7 protein-coding genes are annotated in these 14628 nt (G+C 43.5%); 5 read left to right on the top strand and 2 right to left on the bottom strand.

Features of this window, described 5'->3' with window-relative positions:
• The first annotated feature begins 212 nt into the window (after positions 1 to 212).
• Positions 213 to 455, top strand: a complete 243-nt coding sequence (locus A4S05_RS15270) for a type II toxin-antitoxin system Phd/YefM family antitoxin (protein ID WP_069070678.1) — start codon at positions 213 to 215, stop codon at positions 453 to 455.
• Entirely contained in the window at positions 452 to 760 is a 309-nt protein-coding gene (locus tag A4S05_RS15275; protein ID WP_069070679.1) for a Txe/YoeB family addiction module toxin, read from the top strand. The genes A4S05_RS15270 and A4S05_RS15275 overlap by 4 nt, the downstream gene beginning before the upstream one ends.
• A 177-nt stretch (positions 761 to 937) precedes the next feature.
• On the opposite strand, the gene A4S05_RS15280 is transcribed toward A4S05_RS15275, so the two are convergent.
• Positions 938 to 1636: a YdcF family protein gene (locus tag A4S05_RS15280; RefSeq protein WP_176727019.1), complete on the bottom strand. Its 699-nt coding sequence runs from the start codon at positions 1634 to 1636 to the stop codon at positions 938 to 940.
• 311 nt (positions 1637 to 1947) lie between these two features.
• Here A4S05_RS15280 and ctpB point away from each other — a divergent pair, with 311 nt between their 5' ends.
• Both ctpB and A4S05_RS15290 read left to right on the top strand, forming a co-directional pair.
• Positions 1948 to 3288, top strand: coding sequence for a carboxyl-terminal processing protease CtpB (gene ctpB / locus A4S05_RS15285; RefSeq protein ID WP_069070680.1), 1341 nt, complete (start codon positions 1948 to 1950; stop codon positions 3286 to 3288).
• Between the two features lie 108 nt (positions 3289 to 3396).
• Positions 3397 to 4386, top strand: a complete 990-nt coding sequence (locus tag A4S05_RS15290; protein ID WP_069070681.1) for a glycosyltransferase family 2 protein — start codon at positions 3397 to 3399, stop codon at positions 4384 to 4386.
• A 156-nt stretch (positions 4387 to 4542) separates the two neighbouring features.
• On the opposite strand, the gene A4S05_RS15295 is transcribed toward A4S05_RS15290, so the two are convergent.
• Entirely contained in the window at positions 4543 to 10683 is a 6141-nt protein-coding gene (locus A4S05_RS15295) for a S8 family serine peptidase (RefSeq protein ID WP_069070682.1), read from the bottom strand.
• Positions 10684 to 11158: 475 nt separating this feature from the next.
• On the opposite strand from A4S05_RS15295, the gene A4S05_RS15300 reads away from it, so the two are divergent.
• Positions 11159 to 14563: a helix-turn-helix domain-containing protein gene (locus A4S05_RS15300; protein ID WP_084227123.1), complete on the top strand. Its 3405-nt coding sequence runs from the start codon at positions 11159 to 11161 to the stop codon at positions 14561 to 14563.
• The last annotated feature ends 65 nt before the right edge of the window (positions 14564 to 14628 follow it).

A 14628-nucleotide genomic window follows, 5' to 3' on the forward strand; every position in this document is an offset into this window, starting at 1 on the left:
TCCTATTTTATTTGTGAAAATCACAAAACTCAGATATCCGATTTTTTAGAGAAGTCGGGTATCTCGTTGTTGACGAATGATTTAGGATTGCTATATTTCAACCTCTGATGCATCTTGGAGTGTTTATAATAAAGCAAATTTGATATTGGTTATGAATCCAAATCCTATGCAAATACACTAAATTAAAGTTATCGTGAGCTAAAAAAGTTATGATGTCTTCGCTTCCCGTTAACGATGCTCAAAATAATTTGCAAGAGATCATCGACCAAGTTGCAGAGCAGGGTAAGCCTGTGATCATTCGAGGCGATCGCGGTAATGCGATTCTAGTTGCAGAAAAAGATTGGTCTGCAATTCAGGAGACTCTTTACTTATTATCTGTCCCTGGAATGCGAGAATCTATAAAAGAAGGACTAGCAACCCCGATCCAAGAATGTGATGGGGAGTTGGATTGGTGAGTCAGCAAGCTTCTGAGGAGCCACTTGCAAACCCCGAAGGAGCGAGTTGGAGGTTGATTTACACAAAACAAGCGCAAAAAGACGCGAAGAAATTAGCTTCTAGTAACTTAAAAGAAAAGGCGGAGGAATTACTTGCAGTCCTTGAAGACAATCCTTTGCAAAATCCTCCACCTTATGAAAAGCTGGTTGGTGACTTATCAGGTGCTTATTCTCGTAGGATAAATATACAGCATCGGTTGGTATATGAGGTCATCGAATCCGAGCAAGTAGTCAAGATAATTCGCATGTGGACGCATTACGAGTAAGAGGATCTTTGAAAAGTTTTGAGCGAATATAATTCGCTACTACCCAAGCTAAGTCCACCTGCGTGGACTAGCAGAAAATCAAGTTTTATAACCCGCTTAGGCGGTTTTTGTATGTGTAGCCGCGACTTCTAGTCGCAGAGGCAAGTAATAATTTAGACTTTTCAAACAACCTCTAAGTTATCTCCCCAACCCACCTTGGTGTTCACAATGAAAACCTCGATTTTCCCAAGCTTGCATATCTACTTGGGTAAGTCTTGTCACATTTGAGCATTGCGGTTGAATAATTTGACTTAAAAGCGCCCAAAATAAGCTGCGTGTTACATCTAATCCAGTTTTGGTCCAAGATTCATTATTGCCAGGGACACCCAATTCCTGAACAATTTCTGGCTCTACCCAAATACCATGAGCGCCTAAGAGAATCTGTGCCATCCATTTAGCTCTGGGTAAGTGACTTTGCGAGGTAATCAACATGACTTTATGCACTCCCCAACGCCGCAGAATTGGAATACTATAATAAAAATTTTCAAAAGTAGAATTCGCGCACTTTTCTAACCAAACGTTTTGTAAACTTGCTAATTCCGCCTGAAAAATTAACAATATACAGGGATCTGGGGAACCATGAGAAATTAAAATTGGGATTTGCGGGTATTGTTTTGCTTGTTGGGCAACATAAGCTTCTCGGCGAATACTGCCACCAAGCACAAAGTAGGCATCTACTGGCTGCGAAGAAGCAAAAACTAAGGTTATAGTAGTAAAAATCAGCCAAGCACCCAGGACAACATACAATACACCAGTTAGTTTTTGTAACAATTGCCACAAATTAACCGATTTTTTTTTAATAGAAATTAATGATTTGATGGTAAATTTGCGTTTCATGACTTAAGTAAGAAAAGCTGATTTAATGACTGTCTAACAGTGCTGCAATTCAGTGAGCAAAGTGCTATCTTATAAAAGTAATCTAGAATGCAAACATGACGCTAACCAAAGTGTCACATAGTAAGTTTTGCCTTCCGGAGAAGGCAAACAAACTGAGAAATGATTGTTAATAACTAATGCAGTATTTCGGCATCATTCAACGATAAAAATGATGAAGGAACATAGTTGATTTTGGGGTATAAAAACTTAAAATTTTCTGGAAAGCCTGATTGCTAAACTGTCAACAACACAATTATTCCAGCTAATTATACATGAACCAATCTGCGAAAAGTTACTCACCGCTCCAAGTAGCCTTGATTGGTGGAGCGATCGCCACGACTGCTACGATGTCAGTGTTCGGCCCCGCTTGGACTCGTGCTGTCCGTGCCTCTCTAACCCTACAAGACAGCCCAAAAGCGATAGTTGACCAAGTTTGGCAACTGGTAAATCATGAATATGTTGATGGTAAATTTAATCAACAAAATTGGCAAGCAACCAGACAAAGCCTGTTGAGCAAAGAATACTCTTCTCGTGAAGAAGCTTATGCTGCCATCCGTGTAGCTTTGCAAACCTTGGGAGATCCTTACACTCGGTTCATGGACCCCCAACAGTTTGAAGCCCTCACTAGCCAAACATCTGGGGAAGTCTCTGGGATTGGCATTCGGATGGAACTGAACGAAAAAACTCAGCGGCTAACTGTTGTCGAAGCCATAGAAAATTCTCCCGCGCTGAAATCTGGGATCAAAGCGGGCGATGAAATTTTAGCCATTGATGGCAAACCCACTCTTAAAATGAAAGTGGATGACGCTTCCAAGCTGATTCGCGGCAAAGCCGGTACTCCCATCAATCTCCGGTTGGGACGAAAAGGGCAAAATGCCTTTAATTTAAAACTGACCAGAGCAAATATTGAAGTGCCAACGGTACGTTATACCCTCAAACAAGAAGGGAATCGTCGCGTTGGCTATATCCGTTTGCGGGAATTTAGCGCCCACGCCGCAGAACAAATGCAACGAGCCATCCGCGATTTGAACGGTAAGAAAGCTGATTCTTATGTCTTGGATTTGCGGGGAAATCCTGGCGGTTTGTTGCAGGCGAGCATTGAAATTGCTCGGATGTGGTACGATGACGGCGGAATTGTCAAGACAGTAGACCGTGTAGGCGGCAGTGAGGAAACTAAAGCCAATCGCACTGCTCTAACAAATCGTCCTTTGGCGGTCTTGGTAGATGGTAATTCAGCGAGTGCTAGTGAAATTCTCACAGGGGCACTCAAGGATAATAAACGCGCGGTAGTTGTTGGTGGTCAAACCTTTGGCAAGGCCTTAGTGCAGTCAGTTCATGAACTCGCAGATGGTTCAGGCTTGGCTGTCACCATTGCCCATTACTACACACCTGCGGGAACGGATATTAACCATAAAGGGATTACACCAGATATCAAGCTAGACTTGACAGAGGCTCAAGAGCGGCAGTTGGCTTCTAATCCAGATTTAATTGGAACTAAGAGTGATCCACAATATGCCCGTGCGATCGCAATTTTATCAAATAACAACTTCGCCCAGCCGCCGGCAAATCAACCCACTCGACCCATGAGCCGCGCTGGTGACTTGAAATTTTAGTATTCCCAAATCAAGATTTTTGGAGTTATAAAAACTCCTTAATTTACCAGTCCAGGATTTTTGTTTGGGAATACTAGGTAGTAATCCCATCTCCAAAATCTCAGATTTATGAATCATCAGCCAGTTGATGCAACCACCGCCACCAGCTTTTTACCAATGGTGTCGGTGGTTGTTCCTATTTATAACGGTGAGGCGGATTTACCAGAGTTAATCAATTGTCTGTTGTCTCAAACCTACCCAAAAGATCGGGTAGAGTACTTATTGGTGGACAATAATAGTAGCGATCGCACTCTCACCAACCTCAAAACATCTGCCGAAAATTGCCCAATTACAATTCGCCCCTTGAGCGAAAACCAAATTCAAAGCTCCTACGCTGCTCGTAATACTGGGATTCGCGCCGCTACGGGTGAAATTATAGTTTTTACTGATGCAGATTGTCGTCCCCAACCGCAATGGTTGGATGCATTAATTCAGCCTTTTGTCAACAAAGAAGTGGTGATTGTCGCTGGTGAAATCTTAGCACTACCAGGTAGAACTCTCTTAGAACAACACGCAGAGCGTCAAGAAACTTTGTCGCAAAAGCATACCCTTAAGCATTCCTTTCGTCCCTATGGTCAAACCGCTAATTTGGGGATTCGACGCATTGCCTTAGAAAAAGCGGGTTTATTTCGCCCCTATCTTACCACTGGTGGCGATGCCGATATTTGCTGGCGGATTTTGGGGGAAAATATTGGGCGTTTGGAATTTGCTCCAAATGCGATCGTTCAGCACCGCCACCGCGCTACACTTCAAGAACTGCAAAGTCAATGGCGGCGCTATGGACGCTCAAATCGCTATCTGCACGAACTGCATGGTGTAGATTTAATGCGAGATATGACACCCAAAGAATACGGCTATCGTTTGGCACGTTGGTTACTCAAAGAAATACCAAGAGATATTAAAAAGGCGTTGGCGCAGCCCGCCGCAGGCATTGCGGGTCAAGCCACCCTAGTGGATTTATTAAATACTCCCATTGGTTTGTTCACAGCTAGGGCGCGTACTGCTGGGCAAAGAGACGCCAAGCTGCCAGAGAATGCCAAGATAATTGATCGACTATGAATCAATACGCTTGGGTTGCGCTTTGCTGAACCCAAGCGTATTGGAACAGACACTAATGATAGCCGTAGTCACATAGGTTAGGACATTTTGAAAACCCCAAGGCTAGGAATAGTAATACTTTTACCTCCTGCCTCCTGCCTCCTGCCTCCTGCTGTATCATCCTAGATTTGCGAAATCCCACAGACCAAGGGTATTGGCTTCTACTCCAATGAGTGTGGCTAGAACTTCACCATCCTGTTTACTGATTAGAGTATCGCTGGTATTAGTACCAATGCCTTGAGTAATGGTGATCTGTTCAAAGGTCAGACCATTCAATAATCCCAGATAATCGCTACCGACTGTAAAGTTGAAAATGGTGTCAATTCCACTCTCGCTAGCCAGCACGAACATATCACGACCGCTGCCGCCGTACAATGTATCTTCACCCGTTCCACCATTCAGGATGTTGTCGCCGCCTGTAAGATAGTCGTTGCCACCTCTGTTGTAGATTGGTTCCAAGAGATAATTATCTCCGTCCGGCTGCGGGATATCGGCATAGAGCAGATCGTTGCCAGCACCACCCTCTAGTGAGTTGTTACCAGTTCCACCGTAGAGTCGGTCGTCACCGTCATTACCAAAGAGATAATCATCTCCATCCTCCCCTTGCAGGATATCGGCATCGTCGCCACCCTGAAGATTGTCATTACCACTGCCTCCAGCAAGAGTGTCGTTACCTTCTTGACCAAAGAGTTGGTCGTCACCGTCGCCGCCTATGAGTTGGTCATCGCCCAATCCAGCTTCTAGATAATCATTATCAGCACCACCATCAAGAATGTCGTTGCCGCCACCACCGTAGAGTTGGTCATTGCCTAATCCAGCTATGAGTTGGTCATTGCCTAACCCACCTTCTAAGTAGTCATCGCCAGTACCTCCATCAAGAATGTCGTTCCCTTCTTGACCAGAGAGTAGATCGTTGCCATCGCCTCCTAAGAGATTGTCATTTCCGATTCCACCATATAAATTGTCATTATCAGCACCGCCGTTGAGGGTGTCGTTACCATCCTGACCGTAGAGGAAATCATTACCGTTGCCCCCGGTCAATTGGTCATTGCCGTTTCCACCTTCAAGGTAATCATTGCCAACACTGCCATCAAGGGTGTCATCGCCATCCCGACCATATAGTTGGTCATTGCCGTCGCCACCATCTAATTGATCGGCGCCAGAGCCACCATCTAAGTAGTCATTGCCAGTTTGCCCTAGCAGCTTATCAGCATCATCGCCCCCATAGAGGAAGTCCTCGCCGATACCGCCATCGAGGTAGTCACGCCCTTGCTGCCCGAAGAGTTGGTCATCACCCGTACCCCCTTCAAGGCGGTCATCGTCATTGCCGCCATCAAGATAGTCCTGACCTGCTTGACCGTAAAGGCGATCGCTACCATCTCTGCCATAGAGATAGTCATCTTCTAAGCCACCATCCAGGAAGTCAGCCCCAGCACCACCATCCAGGATATCGTAACCTTGCTGACCGTAGAGGCGATCGTTGCCTTCATTACCATTGAGTTCGTCATTGTCTAACCCACCATCCAGGTAGTCATCACCAGTGTTGCCGTTAAGTAAATCATCACCTTGTTGACCGTAAAGGCGATCGCTACCTTCGTTGCCATTGAGTAGGTCATCGTCCGCCCCACCATCGAGGTAGTCATCACCCGCTTGCCCTAAAAGGGTATCTATACCAGTACCTCCGTAGAGAGCGTCATTTCCCGCTCCACCATCGAGGTTGTCATCACCAGCTTGACCGTAAAGTTGATCGTTACCGTCGTCGCCATCAAGTAGGTCGTTATTGTCACCCCCATCCAGCAGGTCATTACCTAACCAGCCACTTAAGTTGTCTTCACCAACTTGACCGTAGAGGCGATCGTTACCGTTATCGCCAGAAAGTTGATCATCTCCGTCACCCCCATCCAGCAGGTCATTACCTAACCCGCCATCTAGGGTGTCTTTATCGGATTGACCATAAAGTTGATCGTCCCCGTCTCCTCCAGTGAGGAAGTCTTCGCCGATGCCACCATCGAGAAGGTCATCGCCTGTGCCACCTTCGAGATAGTCATCGCCTTCCTGACCAGAAAGTTGGTCATTGCCATTGCCACCATCGAGGAGGTCATCGCCTGTGCCACCTTCGAGATAATCATTGCCAGCATCGCCATTTAAGGTGTCGTTGCCATCTTGACCGTAGAGTTGATCGTTGCTGTCTCCTCCATTGAGGTTGTCATTACCAGCTTCACCTTTGAGGAGGTCTTCATCAGCTCGACCATATAGTTTGTCGTTGCCGTCTCCACCGTAAAGGCGATCGCTTCCTGTGCCGCCATCGAGCCAGTCGTCGCCAGCTTCACCGTAAATTAGGTCATTGCCACCCAACCCGCTGATGATATTGTTTCCAGCATCACCGGTCAGCAAATCTTCAAATTCTGAACCTTCTAGGTTTTCGATGGCTTGGAGGCGATCGCCTTTGGCATCTCCAGCCCAGCCAGTACCCGTTGTGAGACTAACAGATACACGCGTCGCTGAGGTGAAATAGGAAGCTGTATCGTTGCCTTCTCCACCATTGAGGCGATCGGCATCCGTACCCCCAACTAGGAAATCGTCACCGTTTTCGCCAGAGAGAGTGTCTTTACCACCTTCGCCAAAAATGATGTCGTTGCCATTTCTGGCGTTAACAATGTCATTGCCATCTCCAGCGTGGATGATATTGGCTTTGGCATCGCCGATGATTTCATCATTGAAAGCAGAACCGATGACATTTTCAACATTAAAGATTTGGTCAGTACCGCCAAAGCCATCTTTAGCGTAGTTTTGCTCTAAGTTAACTATGACTCGGCTAGGATCACGGCGATAACTAACGGTATCAATGCGATCGCCTCCGTCAAGGGAGTCATTGCCAGCATTGCCAACTAACAGGTCATTCCCGACTAAGCCGGAGATGCGGTTATTTAGGCTGTTGCCAATTAGAACATCATCAAATCCAGAGCCGATGATATTTTCTAGATTTCGTAGGGTATCTGTAGTGCCAAAGCCATCTTTAGCTGTGCCTGCTGCGATCGTAAAACTTGGTTCTGTGTCGGTAGGAATGAGGCTGGTTGTAACTATGCTTGTGTGGAAAGTTCCGCCGGGATTTTGGTAGTTCTGTGCTTCATCAATATTTACAACTACACTACTGGGGGAGTTGTCGTAACTGACGGTATCGACTTCAGTGCCACCGTCAAGGTAGTCATTGCCTGCTTCTCCCAGCAGTAGGTCATTGCCAGCATCACCAGACAGATAATCATCGTTAGTACCGCCGTATATAGTGTCAGCTTCAGTACCACCGTATATAGTATCAACACCAGCACCACCCAGCAGTAGATCATTGCCAGCATCACCTTTGAGGAGGTCATTGCCATCTTCACCGAAGAGATTGTCATTCCCTGCACCGCCATAAAGACGGTCATTGTCTATACCCCCGTAGAGGCGATCGCTGTTATCGCCACCTGTTAGTTCGTCATTGCCAGCATCACCATAGAGGAAGTCATTCCCGCTTTCGCCAAAGAGTTTGTCATTTCCTGCACCGCCATAAAGACGGTCATTATCTATACCTCCATAGAGGCGATCGCTGTCGTCACCACCCGTTAGTTCGTCATCGCCAGCATCGCCATAGAGGAAGTCATTCCCGCTTTCACCATAGAGGCTATCATTTCCAGTACCACCAGACAGAGTATCATCACCACTGTCACCAATAAGGGTATCGTTACCAACCTGTCCATTCAGAGTATTATTAGCACTATTACCAGTAATAATGTTGTTAAGACTGTTACCTGTGCCATTAATCGCATTATTACCAGTTAAAGTCAAATTTTCTATATTGTTACCCAGTGTGTAGCTGATTGAAGAGTTGACGGTATCTATGCCTTCGTTGGCACGTTCAGTGATTGTGTCAGCTGTGTTGTCAACCTCATAAAAATCGTCACCCGCTCCACCCAGCATAGAGTCACTGCCTTTACCGCCAATGAGGGTGTCATTGCCACCACGACCATCAAGGGTATCGTTACCAGCCTGTCCATTCAGAGTATTATTAGCACTATTACCAGTGATGATGTTATTAAGACTATTGCCTGTTCCTTTAATTGAATTATTACCAATTAGGCTGAGATTTTCCAGGTTTTGACCCAACGTGTAGGTGATTGAAGAGTTAACTTGGTCAATACCTCGATTAGGGAATTCTATGACTAAATCATCAATGCTGTTAACAACAAAGGTATCATTGTCTAAACCACCATACATTCGGTCATTACCTAAGCCGCCATCGATGTAATCATCGCCAGCAAAGCCTACCAATACTTCATCCCTGTTATCACCATTGAGTAGGTCAGAGTTATTGGTGCCAAGAATTAAGCCATAGGGAGCAGGAATTAAAGTGGTTAGAGGCAGGGTTGATACTTCTTGGACAAAGTATGCATATATAGCTAAGTACTTGTTGTTATCAGTTCTAAGTGCGCCTCCGTCTTGTTTATCTTCCCTTATTGTGTAGTAATCTTGTATGATTTTAGCTTGCTGCTCGTAGTTAAAACTTCTAAGTTCTTGTCCAGCATCCATACGCTTTTCAAGTTCAGTGTAGCCACCATAGCGATAACCATTACTGTCACTCTCTTCAATACCAGGTGGGTAAGTTCCATCAATACCAGGACTGTTTTGTGCATCTAATGCATCTGGGATGTAGATAGCACCATCTTGTCCGTACTGCCAGACATGGGTTAATTCATGAATCAGAGTAGCGTCATCTAAAGTATCCCATGTATTAATAGTATTGAAAGTTGTAAACGGTCTCTTGCCATTTACCAAATTACCGAGACTCCATTCATCAATTCGCACAAGGTCTAGATTAATTGAATCACCAAAGACACTTTGGGCAACTGCTTTTTCTCGGTCAGTCAATGCACGAGTATTGATCTTAAGAAGATCGGCTAATGTCTCGGCAAATTCTGGGATGCCATAAAGCTCTGCCACATTTATCAAGTTTTCTTCTAGCCATCTCCCAAAATTGTTCCAAAGATTATCACTGAAAAAGTCATTTGCAGTCCGCTCAATACGAGATGGTAGTTTTTCTATGTATTGGGCTCCACGCTCAATAATGCCCTGTATCTTTTCCCCACTTCTATCAGTTAAAAAATTAAGAGCAGCGCCCACAAAGTCAAGACCAACTGCACTGAATGAAGCTTTTAATCCATCACCAACCTTATCGCTTACATATACTATTGCTTCACCAACTGTTTTGAATGGGAATGTTACTGCGTCAACGAGGACTCCTCCTATGTTCACAGCGCCTTCTACAATGCCCCCTCCTACATCCCCTAAAAAATCACCTAGATCGCTCAAAAAACCTGTTGGGCGTTCGAGTATAGCGATAGCGTTCTCTATTCTTGAAGCTTCCCAAGTTTTGGGAAATACTGTTCTAGGCAATGTATGATTACGATCTGGAGTGGTTAAAGTTGCCAGATTAATTGCACTTGAAATATTCAACAAGCCAAATCCTGTTTCTACGTCCCATTCAGACGTATTTAAATCTGTCGCTGTAGTCTTTAAAATGTCAATCAGCTGGTGGTAACTCAGTAGAGGATTTACTGCCCACACTTGGGAGACGGTTCCTGTTACTCTAGCAGCAGCAGATGAGGTGCCTGCTATATTACCTAAGCCATGACCGTCAGCTAAAAGCGTAAGACCATTGCCATAGCTAGAGTAATGTGCACGAGATAAGCCTTCAGCCGCACCTACAGTAATGATGTTGTCAAATTCCTGAGAAGCCTGACCCAGAGCGGATATAGCGCCGTCTTCGTTCCCTGCTGCGGCCACAATTAGAACGCCATTTTGGCGAGCATACTCAATTGCAGCTCGTTCTTGTGAAGTTAGCTCATAGCGTGTAGTAACACTACTATCAGGATTAACTTGTACTAAGTCAAAACTAAGGTTAATAACTGCATTTAGATATTCAGATGCCTTTGCTGCATCAACAAATTCAATTAGTGATTCTGCCCATTTGCCAGAACCCACAGCACGACCTAACCACAGTGATTTAGTATTGGCCGCCTTAATAATTTGTAGAACATAAGAGCCATGTTCTTGACCAACCCCTTCCGCTAGTAAGGGGTTATCATCGCCATCAATAAAATCGCTTCCCAAGTAAATTTGTGAATAATCAATATCTAGATTATCTGCACTAAAGCCTGTGTCAATAACTCCTACTAGGGGCTGGAAATTTGGAAAATTGGCAATGCTATTATTTATGGACATATTATTCCTCTCTACTACTGACTGAAGAAAACTGCAAAAAACTTAGAAAGAATTGATAATTGTCGGTGACTCAGCAAGAAATTATTTTGTCTTTGAGCAAAACTGTTTACCCAAATACTCTATAACCTTGTATAAAATTTGATGGTGAGAAAAAGTCGGGAAAAAGTCGGACTTTTTGGTAAATTCACGTAACCTTTCTGGAAAAAATCAAGTTTATGGTGCAAATATCGTAATTAAGCTAGTATTACCACGTAAATACATTGATAGTTGAAAAAGCGATACCTTCTGGTGGATCCGCTATGTGTAGCTTGCTTCTCCATCGAAATATGGTGTACCAACACACTGAAGAACTAGCCAAACGTGAAAAGTCAGGTAGAAATGTCAAGTCTTTTTGATAGATTGGCGTAAACTTTATGAAAACCATCAGGTTTATAGTGGGAAAATCGTAGTTAACTTAGTATTGCTACGTAAATAAATGACCATTGAAGAAGCGATCGCACTAGTTGAGCAATTATTGGAGCGAGGATGCTTAACGAAAGTACAAAAGATGGTATTTCGCTACGCCTGGGAAGGGAAAACTTACCTAGAAATGGCGCGAGAAGTCAGATATGATCATGGTCACATCAAAGACGTTGGTTCGCAACTATGGCGATCGCTCTCTCAAGCTTTAGATGAAAAAGTTACCAAGAATAATCTGCACGCAGTTCTGAAACGAGCTGCACAACAGCAGAGTGATGCAGATATCTCCTCAAGATTAAACCTCCAACCGCTCAGAAATCGCATCAATTGGGGAGAAGCGATTGACGTTTCCCGCTTCTATGGACGTACTGCTGAATTAGAAACCTTAAGCCAATGGATTGTTGGCGATGCCTGCGGCGGGCGAAGCGATCGCACTCGTCTGATAACTTTATTAGGGATGGGTGGTATTGGTAAAACTACCCTTGCGGTTAAGGTTGCAGAAAATAACCAAGATGCCTTTGAATATGTTTTTTGGCGTTCTCTACGCAATGCACCGCCGATACAAAATATCTTGTTAGACCTAATTAAATTTTTATCTAATCAGCAGGAAGTAAATTTACCCGACACCGACGAAGCACAACTAGCGTTGCTAATAAAATATTTATCTTCATCACGGTGTTTGCTGATATTAGATAACGTTGAAACAATTCTCGTTAGTGGTGTAAATGCCGGCAATTATCGAGAAGGATATGAAAGTTACGGACAGCTATTTCGGTATATCGCCCAAGTATCTCATCAAAGCTGCTTATTATTAACTAGCCGCGAAAAGCTGAAAGGTTTGACATTGCAAGAAGGGGAAAATTTACCCATTCGTTCTCTACAAGTTACAGGGTTAACTCAATTAGAGATCCATGAAATTTTTACAGATAAAGGTTTCTCTGCTTCGCCAGAACATGAGCAGTTATTAACAGCAATTTATAGCGGCAATCCCTTAGCTTTAAAGATAGTTGCAAATACAACCCAAGAATTATTTGCTGGAAATGTCTTGCAATTCTTAGACTGTAACACCTCTGTTTTTGGTGACATTTGGGAACTTTTAGACCAACAATGTCAACGTTTATCTCCTTTAGAAAGGCAGGTTATGTGCTGGTTAGCAATTAATCGAGAAGCAGTTTCTTTAGCTGAATTACAAAACGATATTATACCACAAATATCGACACGAGAACTTATTGAATCACTAGAGTCTTTAAAAGGAAGGTCACTAATTGAAACAAGTCATCCTATTGCTAATCATAGTGTAACTTTTACTCAACAACCTATTGTTATGGAATACACAACAGAAAAATTAGTCGCGGCTGTATTTCATGAAATTACCACAAGTAGTATTTCGATTTTTAATTCTTATGCCCTGATTAAAGCAACTGCTAAAGACTATATCCGAGACTCACAGATATGTTTGTTATTAAAACCATTAGCTAATAAACTATTTGCACATTTTGAAAATAAAACTAGGCTAGAAAAATATCTTTATCAATTTATTAGTAAATTACAAAATCATCCTCCAATTCAAACTGGGTATGCTGGAGGAAATCTTTTAAATATACTCTGCCATATCTCAGCAAATTTACAAAATGCCGATTTTTCAAATCTCACCCTTTGGCAAGCATATCTGAAAGATATTAATTTAAATTGCATTAACTTCCAAAATTCTGATTTATCAAAGTCGGTTTTTAGCGAAACTTTTGACAGTATTTTGGCAGTAGCATTTAGTCCCGATGGAAGAATTTTAGCGGCTGGTGGCGTTGCGGGTGAGGTGCAATTATGGCAAGTAGCTGACGGAAAACCACTTTCGAGATGGAAAGCACATTCCTCTTGGATTATTTCACTGGCTTTTAGTCCTAATGGTCAAATACTAGCTACTGGTAGCGATGATCAAAGTGTAAAGCTATGGAGTGCTAACACAGGAATTTGCTTAGAAACCTTTCAAGGACATACAAGTTGGGTATTTGATGTAGCTTTTGCTCCGCAACGCTGCGCGAACAGTTCAGAAAGCCAAACACTTGCCAGCATTGGTGATGAACACACTATTAAATTATGGGATGTCGCTAAAGGTAAACTATTAAGAACTTTTATAGGACACAGCACCCAACCTCACTCCATCGCCTTTAGTCCTGATGGACAAATGCTAGTTAGTAGTGCGAATGACAGCACTATCAGGTTATGGAGTGTATCTACAGGTGAGCTACTCAAAACTTTCCCAGGACAAAGCAATTTTGTACAGGCTGTTGCTTTTAGTCCTGATGGAACAACTATTGCCAGTGTAGGCAATGACTATATTATCCAGTTATGGGATGCGAGAACGGGCGAACTACTCAATACTTTCATACAGGGACATGTTTCTTTTGTACAATCAATCGCCTTTAGCCCTGATGGGAAAACCCTGGTCAGTGCTAGTCATGACAAAACCATCAAGTTGTGGGATGTGGCTGCGGGTATCTGCAAGAAAATTTTGCAAGGACACACTAGCCAAGTTTGGTCAATTGCTTTTAATCATGATGGGAAAATAATTGCTAGCAGCAGTCAAGACCACACTGTTAAGCTATGGAATACTACGACTGGACAATGTGTAAGAACTTTCAAAGGATACACTAATGCATTTCGATTAATTGCCTTTAGTCCTGACGGGAAAACTTTGCTAAGTGGTAGCGGTGACTGTCAAGTGCGATTGTGGGATATTCAGGCAGGTGCGTGTATGAGGACTTTGGCGGGACATACAAGTTTAGTTGTATCGGTTGCCTTTAGTCCTAATGGTAAGACCTTAGCAAGTGGCAGTACCGTAGTTAAGTTATGGAACTCAAGCACAGGTGAATGTCTCTTGACTTTGCACGGACATAGTAATTGGGTTTGGTCGGTAAATTTTAGTCCTGACGGCAAAACTTTATTGACTGGTAGCGCTGATCGAACTTTAAAATTATGGGATGTGCAAACGGGTGAGTGTTTAAAAACATTACAAGGTCATACTAATTGGGTTTGGTGTGCTGTTTTTAGTCCTAATGGTCAAACTTTGGCAAGCGCCAGCGGAGACTATACGGCGAAAATCTGGGATATAAATACAGGTGTATGCTTAATCACTCTTAAAGGACATTGCAATGGTGTATCGTCGATCGCTTTTAGTCCTGATGGTAAAATTGCAGCTACCGCCAGCGATGACCGCACTACAAAATTGTGGGATTTAACGATAGACAATAGCGATCGCTTATCATCTGGTGTATGTATCAAAACCTTAGAAGGGCATACCAGTGGTGTTTATTTTGTAGCATTCAGCCCCGATGGTTCACAACTGGAGTTTGGACTAAAAAGCGAGAGAAAAGCAGTCAGCAGTAACACTGACTGCCGTAAAGTCAATGAAAGTAATCAATAAATCATTGACGTGATGATCCTGACACAACTAGAAAAATTCCGCCAAGGTATCTACGATTGTTTGGG

Source organism: Nostoc sp. KVJ20, from assembly GCF_001712795.1.
In the GTDB taxonomy this organism is placed as follows: Bacteria; Cyanobacteriota; Cyanobacteriia; order Cyanobacteriales; family Nostocaceae; genus Nostoc.